At 70.6% G+C, this 23,357-nt stretch carries 25 protein-coding genes and 4 tRNA genes; 19 read left to right on the top strand and 10 right to left on the bottom strand.

Going from position 1 to position 23,357, the window contains the following annotated elements; translation table 11 throughout:
- Positions 1-5 precede the first annotated feature (5 nt).
- Positions 6-1,100 carry an NAD(P) transhydrogenase subunit alpha gene (locus ACW5F0_RS13695; RefSeq protein WP_456999944.1) on the top strand — a complete coding sequence of 365 codons (1,095 nt, stop codon included), beginning with the start codon at positions 6-8 and terminating at the stop codon, positions 1,098-1,100.
- A 7-nt stretch (positions 1,101-1,107) separates the two neighbouring features.
- Here ACW5F0_RS13695 and ACW5F0_RS13690 read toward each other — a convergent pair whose 3' ends face one another.
- From ACW5F0_RS13690 to ACW5F0_RS13680, 3 genes are read right to left on the bottom strand one after another with little or no spacing between them, the layout of a single operon-like run.
- The gene (locus ACW5F0_RS13690) at positions 1,108-1,554 is read right to left on the bottom strand and encodes a DUF3106 domain-containing protein (RefSeq protein WP_456965169.1); all 447 of its coding nucleotides are present in this window, start codon (positions 1,552-1,554) and stop codon (positions 1,108-1,110) included.
- A 5-nt stretch (positions 1,555-1,559) separates the two neighbouring features.
- Positions 1,560-1,943, bottom strand: a complete 384-nt coding sequence (locus tag ACW5F0_RS13685; protein WP_456965170.1) for a hypothetical protein — start codon at positions 1,941-1,943, stop codon at positions 1,560-1,562.
- A complete protein-coding gene (locus ACW5F0_RS13680) occupies positions 1,940-2,500 on the bottom strand; it encodes an RNA polymerase sigma factor (RefSeq protein WP_456965171.1) in 561 nt (186 codons plus the stop codon). The genes ACW5F0_RS13685 and ACW5F0_RS13680 overlap by 4 nt, the downstream gene beginning before the upstream one ends.
- Positions 2,501-2,676: 176 nt before the next feature.
- Between ACW5F0_RS13680 and ACW5F0_RS13675 the strand changes: the two genes are divergently transcribed.
- Both ACW5F0_RS13675 and ACW5F0_RS13670 read left to right on the top strand, forming a co-directional pair.
- Positions 2,677-2,991 carry an NAD(P) transhydrogenase subunit alpha gene (locus ACW5F0_RS13675; protein WP_456965172.1) on the top strand — a complete coding sequence of 105 codons (315 nt, stop codon included), beginning with the start codon at positions 2,677-2,679 and terminating at the stop codon, positions 2,989-2,991.
- The gene (locus ACW5F0_RS13670; protein WP_456965173.1) at positions 2,988-4,385 is read left to right on the top strand and encodes an NAD(P)(+) transhydrogenase (Re/Si-specific) subunit beta; all 1,398 of its coding nucleotides are present in this window, start codon (positions 2,988-2,990) and stop codon (positions 4,383-4,385) included. Before ACW5F0_RS13675 ends, ACW5F0_RS13670 begins: the two co-directional genes overlap by 4 nt.
- A 43-nt stretch (positions 4,386-4,428) precedes the next feature.
- Here ACW5F0_RS13670 and ACW5F0_RS13665 read toward each other — a convergent pair whose 3' ends face one another.
- Positions 4,429-4,836, bottom strand: a complete 408-nt coding sequence (locus ACW5F0_RS13665) for a hypothetical protein (RefSeq protein ID WP_456965174.1) — start codon at positions 4,834-4,836, stop codon at positions 4,429-4,431.
- A gap of 88 nt (positions 4,837-4,924) precedes the next feature.
- Here ACW5F0_RS13665 and sufT point away from each other — a divergent pair, with 88 nt between their 5' ends.
- The 3 genes from sufT to ACW5F0_RS13650 all read left to right on the top strand — a co-directional run bounded on the left by sufT (position 4,925) and on the right by ACW5F0_RS13650 (position 9,274).
- Positions 4,925-5,476, top strand: a complete 552-nt coding sequence (gene sufT / locus ACW5F0_RS13660) for a putative Fe-S cluster assembly protein SufT (protein WP_456965175.1) — start codon at positions 4,925-4,927, stop codon at positions 5,474-5,476.
- 265 nt (positions 5,477-5,741) lie between these two features.
- Entirely contained in the window at positions 5,742-7,799 is a 2,058-nt protein-coding gene (locus ACW5F0_RS13655; protein WP_456965176.1) for a S8 family peptidase, read from the top strand.
- 134 nt (positions 7,800-7,933) lie between these two features.
- The gene (locus ACW5F0_RS13650; RefSeq protein ID WP_456999943.1) at positions 7,934-9,274 is read left to right on the top strand and encodes a M20/M25/M40 family metallo-hydrolase; all 1,341 of its coding nucleotides are present in this window, start codon (positions 7,934-7,936) and stop codon (positions 9,272-9,274) included.
- A gap of 24 nt (positions 9,275-9,298) precedes the next feature.
- On the opposite strand, the gene ACW5F0_RS13645 is transcribed toward ACW5F0_RS13650, so the two are convergent.
- From ACW5F0_RS13645 to wrbA, 3 genes are read right to left on the bottom strand one after another with little or no spacing between them, the layout of a single operon-like run.
- Entirely contained in the window at positions 9,299-9,784 is a 486-nt protein-coding gene (locus tag ACW5F0_RS13645; RefSeq protein WP_456965178.1) for an asparaginase domain-containing protein, read from the bottom strand.
- Between the two features lie 57 nt (positions 9,785-9,841).
- The gene (locus tag ACW5F0_RS13640; RefSeq protein WP_456965179.1) at positions 9,842-10,204 is read right to left on the bottom strand and encodes a DUF2069 domain-containing protein; all 363 of its coding nucleotides are present in this window, start codon (positions 10,202-10,204) and stop codon (positions 9,842-9,844) included.
- On the bottom strand, positions 10,204-10,794 hold the full coding sequence (wrbA, locus tag ACW5F0_RS13635) for an NAD(P)H:quinone oxidoreductase (RefSeq protein ID WP_456965180.1): 591 nt from the start codon (positions 10,792-10,794) through the stop codon (positions 10,204-10,206). The genes ACW5F0_RS13640 and wrbA overlap by 1 nt, the downstream gene beginning before the upstream one ends.
- 77 nt (positions 10,795-10,871) lie before the next feature.
- On the opposite strand from wrbA, the gene ACW5F0_RS13630 reads away from it, so the two are divergent.
- Together ACW5F0_RS13630 and ACW5F0_RS13625 are read left to right on the top strand one after the other, a co-directional pair.
- Positions 10,872-12,140: a YihY family inner membrane protein gene (locus ACW5F0_RS13630; protein ID WP_456999942.1), complete on the top strand. Its 1,269-nt coding sequence runs from the start codon at positions 10,872-10,874 to the stop codon at positions 12,138-12,140.
- On the top strand, positions 12,137-12,757 hold the full coding sequence (locus ACW5F0_RS13625) for a TlpA family protein disulfide reductase (protein WP_456965182.1): 621 nt from the start codon (positions 12,137-12,139) through the stop codon (positions 12,755-12,757). Before ACW5F0_RS13630 ends, ACW5F0_RS13625 begins: the two co-directional genes overlap by 4 nt.
- 18 nt (positions 12,758-12,775) lie before the next feature.
- Here the strand turns inward: ACW5F0_RS13625 and ppk2 are convergent, their stop codons facing one another.
- Genes ppk2 through hemA form a run of 3 tightly spaced genes read right to left on the bottom strand, consistent with a single transcriptional unit; the run spans position 12,776 to position 15,960 of the window.
- Positions 12,776-13,564, bottom strand: a complete 789-nt coding sequence (gene ppk2 / locus ACW5F0_RS13620; protein WP_456999941.1) for a polyphosphate kinase 2 — start codon at positions 13,562-13,564, stop codon at positions 12,776-12,778.
- 19 nt (positions 13,565-13,583) lie between these two features.
- On the bottom strand, positions 13,584-14,672 hold the full coding sequence (gene prfA / locus ACW5F0_RS13615; RefSeq protein ID WP_456999940.1) for a peptide chain release factor 1: 1,089 nt from the start codon (positions 14,670-14,672) through the stop codon (positions 13,584-13,586).
- Positions 14,650-15,960 carry a glutamyl-tRNA reductase gene (hemA, locus tag ACW5F0_RS13610; protein ID WP_456999939.1) on the bottom strand — a complete coding sequence of 437 codons (1,311 nt, stop codon included), beginning with the start codon at positions 15,958-15,960 and terminating at the stop codon, positions 14,650-14,652. Before hemA ends, prfA begins: the two co-directional genes overlap by 23 nt.
- 30 nt (positions 15,961-15,990) lie before the next feature.
- On the opposite strand from hemA, the gene ACW5F0_RS13605 reads away from it, so the two are divergent.
- From ACW5F0_RS13605 to ACW5F0_RS13555, 11 genes are all read left to right on the top strand, one after another.
- On the top strand, positions 15,991-17,733 hold the full coding sequence (locus tag ACW5F0_RS13605; RefSeq protein WP_456965186.1) for a tetratricopeptide repeat protein: 1,743 nt from the start codon (positions 15,991-15,993) through the stop codon (positions 17,731-17,733).
- The gene (gene lolB / locus ACW5F0_RS13600) at positions 17,730-18,380 is read left to right on the top strand and encodes a lipoprotein insertase outer membrane protein LolB (protein WP_456965187.1); all 651 of its coding nucleotides are present in this window, start codon (positions 17,730-17,732) and stop codon (positions 18,378-18,380) included. Before ACW5F0_RS13605 ends, lolB begins: the two co-directional genes overlap by 4 nt.
- Positions 18,377-19,276 carry a 4-(cytidine 5'-diphospho)-2-C-methyl-D-erythritol kinase gene (gene ispE / locus ACW5F0_RS13595; RefSeq protein WP_456965188.1) on the top strand — a complete coding sequence of 300 codons (900 nt, stop codon included), beginning with the start codon at positions 18,377-18,379 and terminating at the stop codon, positions 19,274-19,276. Before lolB ends, ispE begins: the two co-directional genes overlap by 4 nt.
- A tRNA-Gln gene (locus tag ACW5F0_RS13590) sits at positions 19,239-19,315 on the top strand. The genes ispE and ACW5F0_RS13590 overlap by 38 nt, the downstream gene beginning before the upstream one ends.
- A 39-nt stretch (positions 19,316-19,354) precedes the next feature.
- Complete coding sequence (locus tag ACW5F0_RS13585; protein ID WP_456965189.1) at positions 19,355-20,317, top strand: ribose-phosphate diphosphokinase; 963 nt, start codon at positions 19,355-19,357, stop codon at positions 20,315-20,317.
- Between the two features lie 107 nt (positions 20,318-20,424).
- Positions 20,425-21,078 carry a 50S ribosomal protein L25/general stress protein Ctc gene (locus tag ACW5F0_RS13580; RefSeq protein WP_456965190.1) on the top strand — a complete coding sequence of 218 codons (654 nt, stop codon included), beginning with the start codon at positions 20,425-20,427 and terminating at the stop codon, positions 21,076-21,078.
- A gap of 51 nt (positions 21,079-21,129) precedes the next feature.
- Positions 21,130-21,711, top strand: a complete 582-nt coding sequence (pth, locus tag ACW5F0_RS13575) for an aminoacyl-tRNA hydrolase (protein WP_456965191.1) — start codon at positions 21,130-21,132, stop codon at positions 21,709-21,711.
- A 6-nt stretch (positions 21,712-21,717) separates the two neighbouring features.
- On the top strand, positions 21,718-22,809 hold the full coding sequence (ychF, locus tag ACW5F0_RS13570; RefSeq protein ID WP_456965192.1) for a redox-regulated ATPase YchF: 1,092 nt from the start codon (positions 21,718-21,720) through the stop codon (positions 22,807-22,809).
- 117 nt (positions 22,810-22,926) lie between these two features.
- Positions 22,927-23,012: transfer RNA gene (locus tag ACW5F0_RS13565), tRNA-Tyr, on the top strand.
- Between the two features lie 13 nt (positions 23,013-23,025).
- A tRNA-Gly gene (locus tag ACW5F0_RS13560) sits at positions 23,026-23,099 on the top strand.
- Positions 23,100-23,142: 43 nt separating this feature from the next.
- Positions 23,143-23,218, top strand: a tRNA-Thr gene (locus ACW5F0_RS13555).
- Positions 23,219-23,357 lie beyond the last annotated feature (139 nt).

Here is a 23,357-nt window from a genome sequence, read left to right as displayed (position 1 = left end):
CGGGCATGGCAGTGAGCATAGGCGTGGCGCGCGAATTCGCGCCTGGCGAACGACGGGTCGCCCTGACCCCGGAAACCTGCAGGAAGCTGGTGGCCGCCGGCGCCACGGTGGCGATCGAGCGCGGCCTTGGTGTGTTCGCCCACTTCCCCGACGAGGCCTATGCGACCGCCGGAGCGACCCTGGTCGACGACGCCTCCGCGGCCCTGGCCGGCGCCGACCTGGTGCTCTGCGTTCAGTCGCCTCCCCCTGATGTGCTCGCGATCTTGCGCGAAGGCGCGGCCATCATCGGCCAGCTGCAGCCCGAGGCCGATCCGGCGCGTGCCGCGGCGATCCGCGCGCGCGGCCTGGTCGCATTTCCCCTTGAACGCCTGCCGCGCACCACGCGCGCCCAGGCGATGGACGTGCTCAGCTCGCAGGCGGGCATGGCCGGCTACAAGGCGGTGCTGATCGCCGCCCAGCTGGCGCCGCGCTTCTTCCCGATGCTCACCACGGCGGCCGGCACCATCCGGCCTTCGAAGGTGCTGGTGATCGGTGCCGGCGTGGCCGGCTTGCAGGCGGTCGCCACCGCGCGCCGCCTGGGTGCGCAGGTCGAATGTTTCGACGTGCGGCCTGAAACGCGCGAACAGATCGAGTCCCTGGGCGGGCGCTTCCTCGACCTGGGGGTCAGCGCAGCGGGCGAGGGCGGCTACGCGCGCGCGCTGACCGATGAGGAGCGTGCCGAGCAGCAGCGTCGCCTGGGCGAACACCTGCGCGGCATCGACGCCATCGTCTGCACCGCCGCGGTCCCGGGGCGGCCGGCGCCGCGGATCATCACCGGGGGCATGGTCGGGGGCATGGCCCCGGGAAGCGTGATAGTCGACCTCGCCGCCGAAACCGGCGGCAACTGCGAACTGACGCGCCCCGGGGACACCGTGGACGCCGGCGGCGTCACCATCGCCGGGCCGCTCGACCTCGCCAGCAGCGGCGCGCTGCACGCGAGCGAGATGTTCTCGCGCAACGTGTTCAATTTCGCCAGCCTGCTGGTCTCCGATGGCACGCTCGCCTTCGACTGGGACGATGAGTTGCTGGCGAAGACGGTGTGGCCGCCGCGCGAGGGCTGAGCCGGGTTCAGCGGTCCCCGGGAGCCTTGGGCGGAGCCGGGTTGGCCTTGACCCAGGCCCGGCGCTGTTCCGGAGTCATCCCGCGCCACTCCGCGCGCAGGGCCTCACGTTCGGCCTCCGGCAAGGTCCGCAGCCGGGCGTAAAGCGCACGCATCGCCTCGCGCTTGTCCGGATCCATCTGCTGCCAGCGCTCGGCGCCGCGGCGGGCCCGTTCGCGCTGCTCGGGCGCCATCTGCTGCCAGCGCTCGGCGTGGGCCAGCATGCGCGCGCGCTTTTCCGGGTGGTCGTTCCAGCGCTGGCGCATGGGGGCCACCAGCGCCAGGCGCTGGGCTTCGGTGAGCTGGTCCCAGCCCGGCAGCGGCGCGGCGCTGTCGGTGGACTGGGCGGCGGCCGGCAGTGCGAAGGCCAGGGCGAGCAGCAGGGCGGTAATCGATCGGATGCGGATGTTCGGCATGGTCCTCACTCCATGGCCAGGATCTGGCTGTCCTGGGCGGCGAGCCACAGGTACAGGTCGGGGTCTTCCTCGAGTGCGGCGAAGCCCGCGTCGTAGCTGCCCGCCTCGACGGCCTCGGCCACCGCGGCCAACGTGGGTACGGGATCGCCGGTAGCGGGAAGTGGCTCCAGGCCGGGTTGGCGCAGGCCGATCGCGAGCGCGAACACCGCCGCGCAGGCCGCAGCCACCCACCATCCGGCGCCGTGCCGGCCCGGGCGCGCAGGCGCTTTCGCCGCGTTTTCGCGACGGATGCGCAGCGCGTACAGCGTGCGTGGCGGAACCTGTTCGACCGCGCGCGCGTGCAGCGCCCGCATGTCGTGGTCGAAATCGTCTTGGCGGGTGTTGCTCATCGAAAATCCTCCAGTCGCTTCTGCAGCGCGTCGCGCGCACGCGACAGGTGTGTCTTGACCGAGCCTTCGCTGCAGCCCATGACGCGGGCGGTCGTCGCCACGTCGAGCTCTTCCAGCACGCGCAGGCCGAAGGCCTCGCGCTGCCGCCGGGGCAGGTCGCGCAGCGCGGCGACCAGCTGGCCCCAGGCCTCCTGGCCATCGTGTGCGCGGGACGGGTCCGGCCCGGCATCGGCCCATTCCACGCCGGCTTCCTGGCGCTCATCGGCGGAGGTCATCCAGCCCAGGCGAAGGGTCCGCCGCCGCTGCGCGTCGACGATGCGGCTGCGCAGGATGGTCCAGAACAGCGGCGTCCATTCGTCCGCCGGCCGCTCGCGGTAGCCGAGCATCTTCACCATCGCGTCCTGCACCGCGTCGAGCGCGTCCTCGCGGTGGCGCAGGCCGGCCTCGGCGAAGCGGTAGGCGCGCGCGGCGATCCCGTCGAGGAAGGCCTCGAGGGTCTGGGCTCCCGCCGCCGGGATGGGCGACGAAGAGGCCTGGGTGGCGGCGTCCGCGGGCATGACGTCCAGCATAGCCACCCCCGGGCCGTCGCGATGTACCTGCAAGCTGCCGTCCATACCGCTCGCGTCGATGGGGTCGTGGAAGACAACGCACCCGGCGGCAACCGGTTGACACAGCGGTGGCGGTGGCGTCCCGGGCGGTTATGATCGGCGTGGGCTGTCCGGGGAGAGCGCGTGTGGGCGATGGATTCGTTGCGCTGTACATCTTCATGCTGGCGGCGATCGCCGGCCACGTGATCATTTCGCGGGTGCCGGTGATCCTGCACACGCCGCTGATGTCGGGATCCAACTTCATCCACGGCATCGTGCTGATCGGCGCGATGGTGGTGCTGGGGCACGCCGACACCACCCTGGAGAAGGCGATCGGCTTCGTGGCCGTGCTGATGGGTGCGGGCAACGCCGCGGGTGGCTACGTCGTCACCGAGCGCATGCTCGAGATGTTCAAGCCCAGCGACAAGAACAAGAACAAGGGCAAGGGAGGCGGCGCATGAGCGGCGCGGAGATCCTGATGCTGGTCATCAAGTCCAGCTATCTCGTGGCCGCCACCCTGTTCCTGCTTGGCCTGCAGCGCATGGCGTCGCCGCGCACCGCGCGCAGCGGCATCCAGTGGGCGGGCGTGGGCATGGTGCTGGCGACCGCCGTCACCTTCCTCATTCCGGGGCTGCAGAACATCGCGCTGATGGTCGTGGCGCTGGTGCTCGGCACGGTGCTCGCCTGGGTGTCGGGAAAGCGCGTCGCGATCACCGACATGCCGCAGATGGTGGCGCTGTACAACGGCCTCGGCGGCGGTTCGGCCGCGGCCATCGGCGCGGTCGAGCTGCTGCGCTGGTCGGCGTCTGGCCAGGCGCCCGGCCAGACGGCCCTGGTGCTGGCGGTACTGGGCGCGCTGATCGGCTCGGTGGCGCTGTCGGGCTCGATCATCGCCTGGGCCAAGCTCGATGGGCGCATGGACAAGCGCTACACCTTCCCGGGCATGCAGGTCTTCAACGCCGTGGTGTTCCTGGCCGCGCTCGTGCTGGGCGGCATGGTGGTGCACTCGCTGGGGGTGCCGCTGGTGGCGGCTTTCTTCGTGGTCGCGCTGGCGCTGGGCGTGCTGATGACGCTGCCCATCGGCGGCGCCGACATGCCGGTGGTGATCTCGCTGTACAACGCCCTGACCGGCCTGGCCGTGGCCTTCGAAGGCTATGTGCTCGGCAACGAGGCGCTGATCATCGCCGGCATGATGGTCGGTGCGGCCGGCATCCTGCTGACCCGGCTGATGGCCAAGGCGATGAACCGTTCGATCGGCAGCGTGCTGTTCTCGAACTTCGGTACCACCGGCGAGGCGGCGGAGATCACCGGCAGCCAGAAGCCGATCGAGGCCGCCGACGTCGCGGCGATGATGGCCTACGCCGAGCGCGTGGTGATCGTGCCCGGCTACGGCATGGCCGTGGCCCAGGCGCAGCACAAGATCTGGGAGCTGAGCCAGCGCCTGATCGAGCGCGGGGTGAAGGTGAAGTTCGCCATCCACCCGGTGGCCGGACGCATGCCGGGCCATATGAACGTGCTGCTGGCCGAGGCCGGCGTGCCCTACGACCTGATCGTCGACATGGACGACGTCAATCCCGAGTTCAAGAACACCGACGTCAGCCTGGTGATCGGCGCCAACGACGTGGTCAATCCGGTGGCCAAGACCGATCCGGCCAGCCCGATCTACGGCATGCCGATCCTGGACGTGGTGGAGTCGAAAAACACCATCGTGATCAAGCGCGGCAAGGGCAAGGGCTTTGCCGGCATCGAAAACGCGCTGTTCTACGCCGACAACGCGCGCATGCTCTACGGCGACGGCGCGGAGATGGCCAGCGCCCTGGTGAGCGAACTCAAGGCACTCGACGGCGGCCACTGAGCCGCCGGCCGAACCGTCGATCGAGCCAGCGCGCCGGAGCGGATCAGCGGCTGCAGACCGCCGCCACGACCAGTCCTGCCGCCAGCCATGCGAGGTCGGTGGCGTCGTTGGCCAGGCGGACCAGCAGCCAAGCGTGCTCCATCCCGAGCTTGCCCATCGACGCCCAGGGCGTCAGGCCGATCATGCGGCCGATCTCGTTGGCGGCGATGCCCCAGTTCGCCAGCGCGATCGCCAGCAGCGTGGCCAGCACGCCGCAGGCCGCACGCATCGCCCCGGGCCGCACCCCGCCCATGCGCAGCAGCAGGGCTGCGTCCAGCGCCGCGAGCACCGCCATCCAGTTGCACTGGCTGCGGGTGGCCTGGGACACGAGCACCCAGGCGGCGGCAATGCCGATGCTTCCGGCCAGCACCAGTGCCAGCGCCAGTGCGGGCCGGGATCGGGATGGGGGCATGGAACGCTGCACCTTCAGGGCGGGACAGGATAGCGTCACGGCGGGCGGTAGAATGGAGCCCCTGCATCGAGATCGCCGCGAGCCCCCCATGTATTCCCGCAACAGTGAACCCGTTCGCCTGGACCGCGACTGCGACGCGGTGCTCGTGCCGCAGGGCGACGAGGTCACCCTGCCTGCGGGCAGCGTCGGCTACATCACCCAGGCGCTGGGTGGCAGCTTCACGGTGTTCGTCGAAGGCAACCTGTTCCGCATCGCCGGCCGGGACGCCGATGCCATCGGCAAGGAGCCGCCGGAAGCCCTGCAGCTGGACGAGGGCGCGGACGACGCCGCGGTCGAACGGCTGGTGTGGTCGCAGATGCGCACCTGCTTCGACCCCGAGATCCCGATCAACATCGTCGACCTCGGCCTGGTCTACGAGGCCAACGTCATCCATCGCGAGGACGGCAACCGCCAGGTCGAGGTACGCATGACCCTGACCGCGCCCGGCTGCGGCATGGGCGACATCCTGGTGGATGACGTGCGCAGCAAGATCGAGATGATCCCGACCGTGGTCGAGGCCGACGTCGAACTGGTGTTCGACCCGCCGTGGACGCGGCACATGATGTCCGAGGCCGCGCGCCTGGAAACCGGGATGTTCTGATCCCGGCGGCGGGCGCAAGGCCCATCGTTCCTGTTTCGACAGGGCAATTGTCGGAACCGTGATGGAGGGCACGGGTTGGGGCGCCACTGCGCCCGGTTCCCGCTTGCATGGCTGCGAAGGTGTCGCTTAGCGTCACTTTGCGGACCAAAAGTGTCAGTCCGCCCATGTCGGCGGATGCCAGGAACGGGGGAGGGATCCCGGAACGGCCGCCACCGGCGCTTCGCCGCCTCGTGCGGCATTCGATACCGTTCCGGGAAACCCACTCATGACCGACGCACCGCTCCGCCGCGCGCGCATCAACGCACTCGCGCTCGCCACCACCGTGGCCCTGTCTTCCCTCGTCGTCGCGCCGGCATTCGCGGCCGAACGCATCAACCTCAGCGGCCTGCAGGCATCCGCGCAGCACGACCGCTTCATCATCAAGTACGTCGACGGCAGCCCGGAGCAGGCAAGCGCGAAGGAGCGCGATGCCGCACTCAGGGCGGCCGCAGGCGTGGTGCCGGCCGGCATCCGCGGCGCACCGCTGGCGCTGCGCCACGAGCGCCGCATGGCGGTGGGGGCGGAGGTCATCTCCACCAACCGCAAGCTCGACCGCGTCGAGGCAGAGAGCCTGATGCGGCAGATCGCGGCCAACCCGAACGTGGAGTACGTCGAGGTCGACAAGCTCAACAAGCTTGTCCTGACTCCCAACGACACGAATTTCGGCCAGCAGTGGGGCTACGGCACCGGCGCCGGCGGCATCCGCGCAACCCAGGCCTGGGACACCACGAGCGGCTCCGGCACGGTGGTCGCGGTGCTCGACACCGGCATCACCAACCACAGCGACCTCAACGCCAACGTGCTGCCGGGCTATGACTTCATCTCCACGGCCTCGGTGGGCGGCGACGGCAACGGCCGCGACAACGATCCGAGCGACCCCGGCGACTACTCCGGCGGCTATGCCTCGAGCTGGCACGGCACCCACGTCGCCGGCACCGTGGCCGCGGTGACCAACAACGCCAAGGGCGTGGCCGGCACCGCCTACGGCGCGAAGATCGTCCCGGTGCGCGTGCTCGGCCGCGGCGGCGGCTACGACTCCGACATCGCCGACGCCGTGATCTGGGCGTCGGGCGGCTCGGTCAGCGGCGTGCCCGCCAATGCCAACCCGGCCGAGGCGATCAACCTCAGCCTGGGCGGGTCGGGAAGCTGCGGCAGCGCCATGCAGAGCGCGATCAACGGCGCGGTCGGCCGCGGCTCCACCATCGTCATCGCCGCCGGCAACAGCAATGCCAACACCTCGGGCTTCTCTCCGGCGAACTGCAGCAACGTGATCGCGGTGGGCTCGATCACGAGCACGGGTGCGCGCTCGAGCTTCTCCAACTACGGTGCCATCGTCGACATCGCGGCCCCGGGCTCGGACATCTATTCCACGCTCAACACCGGCAGCCAGGGGCCCGGCAGCGAGAGCTATGCCAGCTACAGCGGTACGTCGATGGCGGCGCCCCACGTGGCCGGCGTGGTGGCGCTGATCCAGTCGGTATCGAACCCGGCCAAGACCCCGGCGCAGGTCGAGGCCTTGATCAAGAGCACGGCGCGCGCGTTTCCGTCGACGCCTTCGCAACCGATCGGTGCCGGCATCCTCAACGCCAAGGCCGCCGTCGATGCGGCCAGCGGCGGCGGTCCCGGTGATCCGGGCGATCCGGGCGGCAACGAGCTGCAGAACGGCACGCCCGTCACCGGCGTGTCCGGTGCCGCCGGCAGCGCGCAGTACTGGACGATCACGGTCCCGTCGGGCGCCACAAACCTGACCATCGCCACCGGCGGCGGCGGCTCCGGCGACGCCGACCTGTACGTGCGCCGCGGCTCGCAGCCGACCACGTCGACCTACGACTGCCGCCCCTATCGTTCGGGCAACGCGGAGAGCTGCAGCTTCACCAACCCGCAAGCCGGGACCTGGCACGTGATGGTGCGTGGTTACTCGGCGTTCTCGGGCATCACCCTCACCGGCAGCTACACCGTCGGCGGGGGAGGCGGGGGCAACCAGCTGCAGAACGGGGTCCCGGTGACCGGCCTGTCGGGTGCAGCGGCGAGCGAACGCCGCTACACGATCCAGGTGCCGGCGGGCCGCAGCCAGCTGCGCCTGCAGATGTCCGGCGGGACCGGCGACGCCGACCTGTACCTGCGCCAGGGCTCGGCGCCGACCACCACGACCTACACCTGCCGGCCCTACCTGACCGGCAACAACGAGACCTGCACCATCAACAGTCCGGCCGCGGGGACCTGGCACGTCCTCGTGCGCGGTTACAGCACCTACTCGGGGGTGTCGGTGGTCGGCACGTACTGAGCGCAGTCGCGCGACCGGCGGCGGGCGGGGCAACCCGTCCGCCGTTTTGCGTTTTGACGTCGCCGACAGGCGCGCGCCGGACCGCGACGGCGTGCAATGATCGCGGGCGCGAACAACCGGCAAGGGAGAGGGCAATGAAGATCCGCGACATGGCGAAGTCCGTCGCCGCCACCGGGCTGCTGCTTGCGGGTGCGGCCGCTGCGGCGCACGACCACGGCGTGCCGAGCGTCGATCCGATGGCGCCGGTGCACGTCGTCGCCGAACGCACGACCTTCGAAGCGGCGCTGCGCGACTTCAGCGGCCAGGTCCTGCCGAGGCGCGACGCACTGGGCCGGCAGCTGGTCCTGGCCAGCATGCGCGAGCACCAGCTCGAGGACCTCAGTCGCCACGTGCACGAAGTCGAGCGCCGCTGCGGCGGCTACTTCGCCTTCGCCACGCGCGCCGAGGCCGAGGCCTTCGTGGCGTCGGACACCGCACTGCGCGGACTCAGGGCAGCGCTTCCCGCCTACACCATCCAACACCAGGCCCTGGTCAACCGTTGGTTGCCGCAGGTGTCGGAGCCGGCGCTGCGGGCGACCATCCAGCACCTGTCCACCGCCTGGCCCAACCGTTATTTCAGCAGCATCCACGGCCATGCCGCCCCGGTGTGGATCCGCGACCACTGGCTGTCGCTGGCCGCGGGGCGCAGCGACGTCACTGCCGAGCTGTTCACCGCCTGCAACAACTGCGGGGGCCAGCCCTCGGTGATCCTCACCATCCAGGGCACCGACCTCGCCGACGAGATCGTGGTGCTGGGAGGCCACCTGGACTCCATCTCCAGCTCCGGATCAGGCAACGCCATGAACGCGCCGGGCGCCGATGACGATGCGTCCGGCATCGCCACGCTCACCGAGGTGCTGCGCATCGCCATGGCCGAGGGCTATCGCCCGCGCCGCACGGTGATGTTCATGGGCTATTCGGCCGAGGAGGTCGGGCTGCGCGGTTCGCGCGCCATCGCCCAGCGCTTCGCGACGGAGGGCCGGAACGTGGTCGGCGTGCTGCAGATGGACATGACGAACTACCGTTCCCCGGGCTCGACCACCGACATCCGGGTCATGGGCGACAACTCGCATCCGCAGCTGGTCCAGTTCCTGAAGGACCTGTTCGATGCCTATCTGCTGCCGCTGGGCTACACCCGCGGCGACTCGACCTGCGGGTACGCCTGCTCCGACCACGCTTCGTGGACCCAAGCCGGGTTCCCGGCGGCGATGTATGACGAGGGCCCGTTCTTCCAGCTGCTGCACACGCCCAACGACACGCTGGCCAACCTCGGCGGCAACGCCCAGCACGCGACCATCATCGCCCGCCTGGGGCTGGCGTTCATGGGCGAACTGGGCGGGGAAATGAGGGCGCGCTGGCGCCCGCCGGCCAGGCCCCCCGGCAGCACGCCGCCCTCGGACGAGCCGCGCACCCGGCGGCCCACGCCGCGACCCTGAGGCCGCGACGCGTGGTACCCGGGCTCAGGCCGCTTCGAAGCGGTTCGCGGCCACGTTCTTGCGCACGGTGAGCGGATCCCAGATGCGCCCGTTCATGGCGATGTAGACGCCCGGCGGCAGCGACTGCACGGCACCCACCGCGGTGCCGACGTTGAATTCCGCATCCGAGCCGCGGAAGCGCGCCGGGTTGAGCGCGCCGGTGAGGATGATGGTGCGGTCGTCGAGCGATGCCAGCGCCTTCGCGGTCTCGACCATGGTGTCGGTGCCGTGGGTGACCAGCACGTGGCGGGCCTGCTGGGCGGCGATGGTGGCCCGCAGCAGCTCGCGGTCGGCATCGTCGATATGCAGCGAGTCCTTGCGCAGGATCGGGATCACGCGGAAGCGGAACGCCACGCCGAGCTCCTCGAGGATCCGTCCGATCTGCGGCTCGCCCACCTGGAAGTCCGACTTGTCGTCGAAATAGACCTTGTCGATCGTGCCGCCGGTAGTGACGATCAGCAGTTCTTCCATCGCGTGTTCCTCTATGCGCCAGCCGTGGCCCGCGCGGTGCGCGGGCGGATGCGCATTCTAGTCTTTCGCGCGTGCCTGCCCTTCGCGCCGCCCACGGAAACGCCCGCGCAGGCCGGGCCAGCTCGAAGCGCAGACGATGCCCAGCGCCAATGCCACCTCGGCCAGCGCGAAGCCGCGGCCCTCGGCGCGCTCCCAGGCCAGCATCACGCCATGGCAGAACCAGCCCAGGGCCAGGACCCCGGCCCAGAACGGGGCCGTGCGCCGTAGCGCTAGGACGCCGACCGCCAGCAGCAGCGGCGGCAGGGAGAACACCGCCAGCGCCTGCAGGTAGCGCGCATCGCCGGCGAACCAGACTGCAAACAGCGCTGCCAGCGCCAACAGAAGGACCGCCAGTACGCGTTGCGAGGTGGCCAGCGCCATCAGCCCAGCCTCTTCGCGAGCAGTGCGATGCGGCGACCCAGCGCGCGCGCCAGCTTCGATTCCTCGTCGCTGGGCGTCGGATCGTTGTCGCCGCCGGCCACGTGGCTGGCGCCGTAAGGCGTGCCGCCGCTGCGCGTGGCCGAGAGCCCGGGTTCGGTGAAGGGGATGCCTGCGATCACGCAGCCGTGGTGCAGCAGCGGCAGCATCATCGTCAGCAGGGTCGACTCCTGGCCGCCGTGCATGGTCGCGGTGGACGTGAACACCGCCGCCGGCTTGCCGACGAGCGTGCCGCTGGCCCACTCGCTGCCCAGGCCGTCGATGAAATGCTTCAGGGGCGCGGCCATGTTGCCGAAGCGCGTGGGGCTGCCCAGCAGCAGCCCGGCGCATTCGGCGAGGTCGCGGCTTTCGACGTAGGGCGCACCGTCTTCGGGCACGGGCGGCGCCGCGATGGTGGTGACCGGCGCCACGGGCGGCACCGTGCGCAGTCGCGCCGACATGCCCTCGACTTCGCCGACGCCGCGTGCCACCTGGCGCGCGAGCGCGGCGACGGAGCCGCCGCGGCTGTAGTACAGGACCAGGATCTCGGCCATGGGTTCTCCTCCGGGGCGGCAAGCATAGCCGCAGCCGCCAGGGCGCGGCGGCGGCGCGATCGGTTAACCTCGCGTCGATGGAGCCACTGGATTCGCTCAACCGCTGGGGCGAGCGCCTGCGCGATCGCGCGCGCGCCGTGACGTTCGCGCGCTTCCTGTGGCGGCGCTTCCTCGACGACCGCCTGTTCGAAGCCGCGGGCGCGCTGTCGTTCACCACCACCTTCGCCCTGGTGCCGCTGTCGATGGTGGTGTTCGGCGTGCTGTCGGCGTTCCCGGTGTTCGAGGAGTGGCGCGACCTGCTGAGCGAGTTCATCTTCGCCAACTTCGTTCCAAGCTCGGCGCAGGGCGTGCGCGACTGGCTGCTGTCGTTTTCGGAGAACACCGGCAAGCTCACCGCGGTGGGCGTGATCGCGCTGGTGGTCTCGGTGCTGGTCACGCTGTTCGGGATCGAGTCGGCCTTCAACCGCATCTGGCGGGTGCATACCGCGCGTCCGCAGTTTTCGCGCTTCCTGGTGTACTGGACCGTGCTCACCCTGGGCGCGCTGGTGGCGGCAGCCAGCCTGTCGGTGCTGGGCCGGATCTTCGCGCTGGAGGTGTTCCGCACCGGCGCCGGGCAGTGGCTGCAGTCGGCGATGCTCGACGCGACGCCCGTGGTGATCGAACTGCTGGCCTTCGCCCTGATCTACCGCGTGGTGCCGCATCGCACGGTGCACTGGCGGCACGCCTTCGCCGGTGCCGTGGTAGCGGTGGTGCTGCTGGAAATCGGCCGCCGGCTGATCGGCATCTACCTGGGCAGCTTCAATGCCTACCAGAACATCTACGGCGCGGTGGCCTTCGTGCCGATCTTCCTGCTGTGGCTGTATTTCGGCTGGGTGAGCATCCTGCTGGGCGCGTCGTTTGCGGCCTCGGTCTCGGCCTTCCGCTACCAGCCCGCGCACCTGCGGCTGCCGCAGGGCTACGAGATCTACGCGATGCTGCGTCTGCTGGCCCGGTTCCGCGAGGCCCGCGCCCAGGGCAGCGGCCTGCACAGCGAAGAGATCCTCGACTGCGAGCCGGTGCTCACCGATGCGCTGGTGCAGGAGACGCTGGCCCAGCTGGCGTCGATCAACGTGGTGCGACGCGCGGAGACCGGCGAATGGCTGCTCGCGCGCGACCTCGACACGCTCAGCCTGGCCGAGCTCTACGAGGCCGGCCAGCTGCGCATCCCGATCGCCGAGGCGCATCTGCCCGGTGCCGACGACGCCCGCGGCGCCGCGGTGATCGCCACCATCGACCAGCTGCGCCTGCCGCTACGCGACCTGCTCCGTCGCCGCGTCGGCGACTGCCTTGACCCGCCCGGGGAATGAACATGCATTTTCGCCATGGCCTTGCCGCCTGCCTCGTGCTCCTGGTCCTTGCCGCGTGCCAGCGGGAGGACGCGCGGTCGCCGTCGGCAGCCGACCCCGTCGCCACGCAGGAGGCCGGCGCGGGCGATGCCGGTGACGAAGCACGCAGGTCGACCGGGGGCGCTGCAGCCGCTGCAGACCAAGGCGGCGCCGAGTTCCCCACCTTGGTGGTGACGACCCTCGACGGCGCCCGCTACGACCTCGCCGATCGCCGCGGCCGCTGGGTGGTGGTGAACTTCTGGGCGACCTGGTGCGCGCCGTGCCTGAAGGAGATGCCGGAGCTGTCCGCGCTCGACGCCATGCGCGAGCACGTGGAGGTCATCGGCCTGGCCTACGAGGACACCGATGCGGAAACGCTGCGCATGTTCCTGGAAGCGCGCCCGGTGGTCTATCCGGTGGCGATCGTCGATGTCTACGACCCGCCGCGTGATTTCCCCACCCCGCGCGGACTGCCGCTGACCTGCCTGGTGGCACCGGACGGGCGCCTGGTGAAGACCTTCCTCGGTCCGGTCACCGCGGCCGAGCTGGAACAGGCGATCGCCGACGCCGGCGGACCCGCTCCGGGGCAGCCCGGCTGAGCGACGCCGGACGAGCGTTCATTCGTCGTCGTCGATGGTGTAGGGCGGGATCGGTTCCAGCACGCCGTAGCGCTCCTTGAGCGGCTTGCCCGGCAGCGGCGGGAATTCCGGATGGACCTCCGGCACCGCCACGTCGGGCAGCCGGTCGAGCAGGTCCCGGATCAGCGCCAGCCGCCCCGACTTCTGGTGGTTGTAGTCGACCAGGGTCCAGGGCGCGTGCTGCGTATGCGTGGCCTCGAGCATCGCCTCGCGGGCGCGGGTGTAGTCGTCGTAGCGCAGCCGCGCCTCGCGGTCGATCGGCGACAGCTTCCAGGCCTTCAGCGGATCCTCGAGGCGCTCGGCGAAGCGCTCCTCCTGCTGGGCCTGGTCACAGCACAGCCAATACTTGAACAGGCGGATGCCATCGTCGACCAGCAGCTTCTCGAACGCTGGCGCCTGCGCCAGGAACGCCTCGACCTGGGCGTCGGTGGCGAAGCCCATCACCTTCTCGACGCCGGCGCGGTTGTACCAGCTGCGGTCGAACAGCACGATCTCGCCCGCGGTCGGAAGGTGCGGGACATAGCGCTGGAAGTACCACTGTCCCTGCTCGTCCTCGCTTGGCTTGGGCAGGGCGGCCACCCGGTACTGGCGGGTGTCGAGGTGCTCGGTGATGGCCTTGGCGGTGCCGCCCTTGCCGGCGGTGTCGCGGCCTTCCAGCACGATGACGATGCGTTCGCCGCGATGCCGCACCCAGCGCGCCATGGCGACCAGTTCGTGCTGCAGCGCTTCCAGTTCCTGGTCGTAGGCCTTGCCCTTGATCTTCGCCATCGCGCCTTGCTCCGTGTGATCAGGCGGCCTGTCCGGACAGCCGTGCCAGTTCGTCGGCCTGGTGCTCGCGGGTCAGCCGGTCCACCAACCCATCGAGCGCGCCATCCATGACGTTGGGCAGGTCGTACAAGGTCAGCCCCTCGACGCGATGGTCGGTGATCCGGCCCTGCGGGTAGTTGTAGGTGCGGATGCGCTGGCTGCGGTCGCCGCTGCCGACCTGCAGCTTGCGGCTGGCTGCGGTGGCCGCGGCGCGGCGCTCGGCCTCGGCCTGGGCCAGGGTCGCGCGCAGCCGCTTCATGGCCTTGTCGCGGTTGGCGTGCTGCGAGCGCTCGGTCTGCGATTCCACCACCACGCCGCTGGGCAGGTGGGTGATGCGGATCGCGGAGTCGGTCTTGTTGACGTGCTGGCCGCCGGCGCCGGACGAGCGGAAGGTGTCCACGCGCAGGTCGGCTGGGTTGATCTCGATCGGCTCGCTCTCGTCCTCGACCGGGATGATCGCGACGGTGGCCGCGGAGGTGTGGATGCGGCCTTGGGACTCGGTTTCCGGCACGCGCTGCACGCGATGGGTGCCGGATTCGAACTTGAGCCGGGCGTAGGCGCCCGCGCCCTCGATGCGGGCGACGGCCTCGCGGAAGCCGCCGTGCTCGCCCGGGGTCGACGATTCGATCTCCACCCGCCAGCCCTGGCGCTCGGCATGGCGGGCGTACATGCGCAGCAGGTCGCCGGCGAAGATCGCGGCTTCGTCGCCGCCGGTGCCGGCGCGGACCTCCAGGTAGATGCCGCCGTCGTCGCGCGCGTCGCGCGGCACCAGCAGGGCCATCAGGGTGTCGTCGAGTTCGGCCAGGCGCGCGGTGACGGCCTCGACTTCGTCTTCCGCCAGTTCGCGGAGCTCCGGGTCGGCCCGCATTGCTTCCGCGGCCTCGAGGTCGGCGCGCGCGCGCGCCTCGTCGGCGAGTGCGGCGGCCAGCGGCTCGAGGCCCGCGAACTCGCGCGACAGGGCGCGGAATTTCGCCTGGTCCGCTGCCACCGAAGGTTCGGACAGCAGGCGTTCGAGTTCGTCGCGCCGCTCGGCCAGGGCCTCGAGCTTACGGCGCAGCGTCGGCAGCATCGTCGTCGTCCCTGGCGGCGGCGGGTGCCGGATCGTCCGGCGGCAGCATGCGCGTGACCGCGTCGAGCAGGGCGGCGTCGCCGCTGGCCGCGGCTTCGCGCAGGGCCGCGGTGGGTGGATGCAGCAGGCGGTTGGTGAGCGTGTGCGCGAGGAATTCAAGCACGGCGTCGGGCGACTGCCCGGACGCCAGCTGCTGGCGCGCGCGCTCCAGCACGTCGGCGCGCACCGCGTCACCGTGGGCGCGCAGGCGCTTGATCGGCCCGCTGCGCGCGCCGGTGGCCTGCTGGCGCGCGTACTGGGCCACCTGCAGGTCGATGATGGATTCGGCGGCGTCGGCGGCTTCGCGGCGGTTGCGGCGGTTGTCTTCGACCGCGCGTTCGAGATCGTCGACGGAGTAGAGATAGGCATCGCGCACGTCGCCGACCTCGGGCTCGATGTCGCGCGGCACGGCGAGGTCGAGCAGCAGCATCGGCCGCTGGCGGCGCGCCGACAGCGCGGCTTCGACGTGGGCACGGCGGATCACCGGCTCGCGGCTGGCCGTGGCCGAGAACACGATGTCGGCCAGGTGCAGGTGGTGCTGCAGTTCTTCCAGCGGCAGGGCGGTGCCGCCGTGGCGGTGCGCCAGCGCTTCGGCGTGGCGATAGGTGCGATTGGCGATGATCAATTGCTTGACGTTCGCCGCCGCCAGGTGGCGCGCGGCCAGCTCGATGGTCTCGCCGGCGCCCACCAGCAGCGCGACCGAATCCTCCGGCCGCGCGAAGCTGTCCTGTACCAGACGCACGGCCATCGAGGCCATCGACACCGGGCTGTTGCCGATGCGGGTCTCGGTACGCGCGCGCTTGGCGGTAACGAAGGCGTGCTGGAACAGGCGGTCGAGATGGCCGCCAAGCGTGCCGGCGCCGCGCGCGGCCGACCAGGCCTGCTTCACCTGGCCCAGGATCTGGGGTTCGCCCAGCACCATCGAGTCCAGGCCGGTGGCAACCCGGAACAGGTGGCGCGCGGCGGCGTCGTCGGCGTGGCGGTACAGGTAGGCCTGCAGCGAGCTGGCGTCGCCGATCGGATCGTCGGGGTGGGTGGCCAGCCAGTTCACCAGGGCGCGGCCGTCGTCGTCGGCCACCGCGTAGAGCTCGGTGCGGTTGCAGGTCGACAGCAGCGCCACCTCGCGCACGCCGGGCAGGGCGCGCAGGTCGGCCAGCGCGCGCTGCAGCCGGTCGTCGGCAAAGGCCACCCGTTCGCGCAGTTCGACGGGCGCGGTCTGGTGGTTCAGGCCGATGGCGACAAGGCTCATGGGTTCAGGTGCTTGCGATAAAGTGCTGGCATGACACGGCGACATTTTACGGTGCCCGGGCACCGCGCGTCCCGGACGCCCCCTGCGGGGCGCCGGAATCCTGTGTTGCGGCTCGCGGTGCCGCTGGCGGTGGCGCTGTGCCTGGCGGTTTCCGCGCCGGCTTCGGCCAGTGAATCCGGCGATGCCGGGCCGCTGCGGGAGGTCATGGCGGCCGAGTTCGCGGTATCGGCCGGGCGCCTGGATGAGGCGGTCGACTGGTACCTGCAGGCCGCGCGGGCAGCACCGGATGATGCGGCGCTGGCCGCCCGCGCCACGCGCTACGCGCTGATGGGCCGGGATGACCGCGCGCTGAAGGAAGCCCTGGGCCTGTGGCGCAAGCGCGCCCCTGAAACGCTCGCCATGCAGGCGGCAGGCGCCACCTTGGCGCTGCGCACCGGCAAGGAACGCGCGGCGCGACGCGAGCTCGAATCCCTGCTGCGCGACGGCGGCGCCCGCGGCTGGCTGTCGGCGTTTGCCGTGCTCGGCACCGGCAGCCGCGATCCCGCGCTGTCGGCGCGGGTGCTGGGCCAGCTGTTCGACCGCGACGCCCTGCCCACCGAGCCCATGGCGCTGTCGGCCGCTGGACAGCTGGCGCTGGGCCTGGGCGACGACGCGCTGTTCGGGCGCATCGACGCGGTCGCGCGCGATCGCCATCCCGACGACCCGGTCATGGGCCTGCTGCGCGTGCGCCACCTGCACCGGACTGGCCACAGCGTCGAGGCCCGCGGGATGCTTGATGCGCTGGCGGTCGAAGATGCGCTGGCGGCGCCCCGCATCCGCGAGCAGGTGGCCCTCACCTATGCCGAGCTTGGCGACCCGGCTGCCGGCGCGGCGCTCCTGCATGCCGACCCTGCGGCCGGGGGCGACCTGGCCCAGGTGGCGCTGCGCGCTTCGCTGCTGGCCGAGGCCGACGACAAGGTCGCACTGGCCGCGCTCTACGCCGGCCTGGCCCAGGGCGCCGAAGTGCCGAATCCCGCGCGGCGGCTGCTGCTCGGGCAGGTGGCCGAGTTCCTGGAGCGCCCGGGCGAGGCCCTGGACTGGTACCGCAGCGTCCCCGGCGGCGAGCAGCGTGCCACCGCGCGGCTGCGCGTGACCAAGGTGCTGCACGACCTCGATCGCGGCGACGAGGCCTACGAAGCGCTGCACGCCCTGCAACAGGATGCCGACGCCGACGGGCGCCTGCGTCGCGACGCCTACCTGATGGAATCCGAGCTGCGTCGCGAGGACGGCGACGATGCCGCCGAACTCGACGCGCTGGCGCGCGGGCTGGCCGCGTTCGCCGACGAGCCGGCGCTCCTGTATTCGCGCGCCCTGATGTGGGAGCGCCGCGACGACATCCCGCGTGCCGAGGCCGACCTGCGCCGCATCCTGGTCGCCGACCCGGACAGCACCGCCGCCCTCAACGCCCTGGGCTACACGCTTGCCGACCGCACCGACCGCTACGAAGAGGCGCTGGAGCTGATCGAGCGGGCGCGCATCGCGGAGCCCACCAACGCCGCCATCATCGACAGCTACGGCTGGGTGCTGCACCGCCTGGGCCGCCACGAAGAGGCGCTGGTCGAGTTGCGCCGCGCCTTCGTGCTGGAGAAGGACGCCGAGATCGCTTCCCATGTCGGCACCGTGCTCTGGCAGCTGGGCCGGCGCGACGAGGCGATGGAGTGGTTTGAACAGGCCCGCGGCATCGACCCGGAAAACCGGGCGCTGCGCCGGGCCATGGAGGAGATCGGCATATGACGCCATTGCGGTTCCTGTTCGCGCTGGCCTGCGCAGGCGCGCTTGGCGCCTGTGCCACGCGGCCGCTGCCCCCGGTCGCGCCGCCGGTGCTCGACGCCGCCGACCGGGTCCGTGCCGAGACCCTGCAGGCCGGGCGCGCACAGGCGCTGGCCGCGATTCCGTCATGGGCCCTGACCGGTCGCGCCGCCATCACCCGCAGCGGCAAGGGCGGCAGCGGCCGGATCGAGTGGCGGCAGGAGGGCGACACCTTCGCGGTCGCGCTGGCCGCACCCGTGACCCGCCAGAGCTGGCGGCTTGCGGTCGACGCCGGCGGCGCGCGGCTCGAAGGCCTGGAAGGTGGGGCCCGCACCGGTCCCGACGGCCAGGCGCTGCTCTACGAGGCGACGGGGCTCGAGGTGCCGGTGGACGCGCTGGGCGCCTGGCTGCGGGGCCTGCCTGCCGACGAGGCCGTGCACGGTCCGGCGCGGCTGGCGTTTGGCGACGACCTGCTGCCGCTGCGCCTGGAGCAGGCCGGGTGGAGCATCGACTTCCGCGCCTGGCGTACGGCCGACGGCAACCTGCCGGCGCTGCCGCAGCGCGTCGACGCCCGTCGTGGAGACGCCAGCGTACGCCTGGTGGTGGACGAGTGGGGCAGGGCAGGCCAGTGACCGGGGCCGCCTGGTCGGCCTGGCCAGCACCGGCCAAGCTCAACCTCTTCCTGCGCATCACCGGGCGCCGCGCGGACGGCTATCACGCGCTGCAGACCGTGTTCAGGATCCTGGACTGGGGCGATACGGTGCATCTGCGCCCGCGTTCAGATGGCCGGATCGTCCGTCACGGTGATGACCTCGCCGCAGTACCGGAAGCCGCGGATCTTACGATGCGTGCAGCCAATGCGCTGAAAACGTCGTTCAATGTCGGCGAAGGTGTCGATATCCGCGTTGAAAAGCGGGTTCCCGCCGGTGGTGGCTTCGGGGGCGGCTCCTCGGACGCCGCCACGGTCCTGGTCGCGCTGGACGCCATCTGGGGCCTGGGGGCCGGGGCGGGCACGCTGGCCGCCATCGGCGCCGGTCTTGGCGCAGATGTCCCGGTGTTCGTTCATGGCCACAACGCCTGGGCCGAAGGCGTGGGGGAGCAGCTGCTGCCGATGGAGCTTCCGCCGGCCTGGTACCTGGTCGCCGATCCCGGCATCCACGTCCCGACGGCGGCCCTGTTCCAAACCTCTGAATTGACGAGGGATGCCGCGCCCGCGACAATAGCCGACTTCGCTTCGGGTGCTTCGCTCGGCAACGTGTTCGAGCCGGTATTGCGTCGCCTGGAACCAGCCGTCGAGGCCGCGTTCCAGGCACTTTCGCAGGCCGGCACGCCACGCCTGACCGGGACGGGCAGCGGTTGCTTCGTCGAGTTCGCTGCGCGCGAGCCCGCCGAGGCCGCGCTCGCCGGACTGCCGCAAGGGCTTCGTGCCCGCGTGGTGGCCGGCGCGTCGCGCTCACCGCTGCTTGATGCACTTGCGGCCTGGTCACCGCAGGGGCGTCGCCAAGTGGCCCAAGGCACCGGGTTTTGATCCCGGCATTCGCAGGTTCGAATCCTGCCGCCCCTGCCAAATGCGTTCATCGTCGCAAGCGTCCAGCGGAGTAGTCCCGTGAAAAAAGAAGATGGCAACCTGCTGATCTTCTCCGGCAATGCCAATCGACCGCTCGCCCTCGCCGTGTGCCGCGAGCTTGGCGTGCGCCCGGGCAAGGCGCTGGTGTCCACGTTCTCCGACGGCGAGGTGCAGGTCGAGATCGAAGAGAACGTGCGCCGCCAGGATGTCTTCGTGGTGCAGTCCACCTGCGCCCCGACGGCCGAACACCTGATGGAGCTGCTGGCCCTGATCGACGCGCTCAAGCGCGCCTCGGTCAGCAGCGTGACCGCGGTGGTGCCGTACTTCGGCTACGCCCGGCAGGACCGCCGCATGCGCTCCTCGCGGGTCCCGATCACGGCCAAGCTGGCGGCGCGCATGTTCACCGCCGCGGGTGCGGACGGCCTGCTGACCATCGACCTCCACGCCGACCAGATCCAGGGCTTCTTCGACATCCCGGTCGACAACGTCTACGCCTCGCCGCTGCTGCTGGCCGACATCTGGCGCGCTCACGGCACCGACAACATGGTCGTGGTCAGCCCGGACGTGGGCGGCGTGGTGCGCGCACGGGCCATCGCCAAGCGCCTGGACGACGCCGACCTCGCGATCATCGACAAGCGCCGCCCGAAGGCCAACGTGGCCACGGTGATGAACATCATCGGCGACGTCGCCGGCAAGACCTGCGTGCTGGTCGACGACATCGTCGACACCGCCGGCACCCTGTGCGCGGCCGCCGCGGCGCTGAAGGCCCAGGGCGCGACCAAGGTCGTTGCCTACTGCACCCATCCGGTGCTGTCGGGCGCGGCGATCGACAACGTGAACGGCTCCCAGCTCGACGAACTGGTGGTCACTGATACCATTCCGCTGTCGCAGGCAGCCCGCGAGTGCGGCCGCATCCGCCAGCTCAGCGTCGCCGAACTGCTGGCCGAGACCATCCGCCGCATCGCCTTCGGCGAGTCGGTGAGCTCCCTCTACGTGGACTGAAGCCCCTTCGGGCGCGGTCCGATCCGTTTCAACATCGGCTTCCCTGGTCGCGGGGGAGTCACCATCCCGCCGCGAGGCGGATTACCCAAGCAAGTGAGCAAACAACAATGAGCACGAACAAGATCACGGCCGCCAGCCGCAAGGACGAGGGGAAGGGTGCGAGCCGCCGCCTGCGTCACGCCGGCAAGGTCCCGGCCGTCGTTTACGGCGGCGACAGCGCCCCGCAGAGCATCCAGCTCGACCAGGAAAAGACCTGGGTCGCCAGCCAGCACGAGTGGTTCTATTCCTCGATCATGGACCTCGAAGTCGATGGCAAGGTGCAGCGCGTGCTCCTGCGTGACATGCAGCGCCATCCGTACCGCCAGCTGATCATGCACCTGGACTTCCAGCGCGTGAGCGAGAACGTGGCCATCCGCGTCAACGTCCCGCTGCACCTGGTGAACGCCGAGACCTCGCCGGCCGGCAAGACCGCGGGCGTGGTGCTGACCCAGGAGCTCAACGAGGTCGAAGTGACCTGTCTCCCGGGCAAGCTGCCGGAGTCGATCGAAGTCGACCTGGCCAACATGCAGATGGGCGACACCGTCCACCTGTCCGACCTGGTGATGCCCGAGGGCGTCGAGCTGGTCGCCAAGATCGACGAGGAGCACAACCCCGCCGTCGCCGTGGCCCGCCACGCGCGCGTCGAGGCCGAGCCCGAGGCTGACGAGGCCGCCGCCGGTGGCGACGTTCCCGCGGCCAAGCAGGACGCCGAGGAGAAGTAAGGCGCACCGCGCCGGCGCTCCGATCCGCGGGCGCCGGCCGGCGTCGACCCGATGGACGGCCTCCGACTCATCGTCGGGCTGGGCAATCCCGGCACCGAGCACGCACGGACCCGGCACAATGCCGGGTTCCGTTTTGTCGACGCCCTGGCGGAGCGCGAGGGCGAACGCTTCAAGGTCGACGGCAAGCTTTTCGGTGAAACCGCGAAAGTGCGGATCGCCGGCCAGGAGGCGTGGCTGCTCAGGCCCGCCACCTTCATGAACCTCAGCGGCAAATCGGTGGTCGCGGCACTGCGCTTCTGGAAGATCGAGCCGGAGCAGGCGCTGCTGGTCCACGATGAGCTGGATCTCCCGCCGGGCACCGCCCGGCTCAAGTTCGACGGTGGCCACGGCGGCCAGAACGGGTTGCGCGACACCATGCGCCTGCTCGGCCACGGCCGTTTCCACCGCCTGCGCGTCGGCATCGGCCATCCCGGGCACAAGGACCGGGTGACCGGCTGGGTGCTGGGGCGTCCGTCGCCGGACGACGACATCCTCATCGGGCGCGCCATCGACGACGCGCTCGACGTGCTGCCGCTGGCCATGGCCGGCGATTTCAACGAAGCCATGAAGCGGCTGCACACCAACAGGACCTGACACACCATGGGCATCACATGCGGCATCGTCGGCCTGCCGAACGTCGGCAAGTCGACCCTCTTCAACGCGTTGACCCGGGCGGGCATCGCCGCGGCCAACTTCCCGTTCTGCACGATCGAGCCCAACGTCGGCGTGGTCCCGGTGCCGGATCCGCGCCTGAATGCGCTGTCGGAGATCGTCAAGCCGCAGAAGTGCATCCCGACCGCGGTGGAGTTCGTCGACATCGCCGGCCTGGTGGCCGGCGCCGCCAGCGGCGAGGGCCTGGGCAACAAGTTCCTCGCCCACATCCGCGAGGTCGATGCGATCTGCCACGTGGTGCGCTGCTTCGAGAACCCCGACGTCATCCACGTCAACAACAAGGTCGACCCGATCGCGGACATCGACACCATCGATACCGAGCTGGCGCTGGCCGACCTGGAATCGGTCGACAAGGCCCTGCAGCGCGCCGAGCGCTCGGCCAAGACCGGCGACAAGGACGCCAAGGCGCGGGTCGAGGTGCTGGCGCGGGTGCGCGCCGCGCTGGACGCCGGCACCCCGGCGCGGGCGATGGGCCTGTCCGAGGACGACCGCGCGGCCGTGCGCGACCTGTTCCTGCTGACGCTCAAGCCGGTGATGTACGTCGCCAACGTGCTCGAGGACGGGTTCGAGGACAATGCGCACCTGGACGCCGTGCGCGCCCGGGCGGCGGGTGAGGGCGCCGAAGTAGTGCCGGTCTCGGCCGCGATCGAGGAAGAGCTCAGCGAGCTCGAAGACGCCGACCGCGACGCGTTCCTGGAAAGCCTGGGCCTCGAGGAGCCGGGCCTGAATCGGGTCATCCGCGCGGCCTACCTCCTGCTTGGCCTGCAGACCTACTTCACCGCCGGGGTGAAGGAAGTCCGCGCGTGGACGGTCAGGGCCGGCTCCACCGCGCCGCAGGCGGCCGCGGTGATCCACACCGACTTCGAAAAGGGTTTCATACGCGCCGAAACCATCGGCTACGACGACTTCATCCGCTACAAGGGCGAGGCCGGCGCGCGCGAGGCCGGGCGGCTGCGCCTGGAGGGCAAGGAATACCGCGTGCAGGAAGGCGACGTCCTGCATTTCCGGTTCAACGTGTGAGTCCGCGGGGTGGCCGGCGCGTCCGGAGGCCACCCGACGGCATGAAAGAGATCGCAGGCGTTGACAGTCGCGATCGGGACCGTCAAAATCGCGGGCTGTTTCACCGGTTTGTGTGCTGGAGGGATACCCAAGCGGCCAACGGGGGCAGACTGTAAATCTGCTGGCTTACGCCTTCGGTGGTTCGAATCCACCTCCCTCCACCAGTACATCCCCGGCGCGGGAGTAGTTCAACGGTAGAACCTCAGCCTTCCAAGCTGATGGTGCGGGTTCGATTCCCGTCTCCCGCTCCACCGCGGGGTATCATTGGAACCGCGGCGCCAGGGCACAACTCACGCTCACGTAGCTCAGTCGGTAGAGCACCTCCTTGGTAAGGAGGAGGTCACTGGTTCGATTCCAGTCGTGAGCACCATCTTCGGGTCGCAGCACCACGCGCGGCCCTCCATCCAACCGTTCAACGAGATACGCAATCATGGCCAAGGGTAAGTTCGAGCGCACCAAGCCCCACGTGAACGTGGGCACGATCGGTCACGTGGACCACGGCAAGACGA

The sequence above is a fragment of the Luteimonas sp. A534 genome (assembly GCF_054072805.1).
The sequence above is the reverse complement of the archived record's forward strand: the minus strand, read 5'-3'. Positions and strand labels throughout refer to the sequence as shown.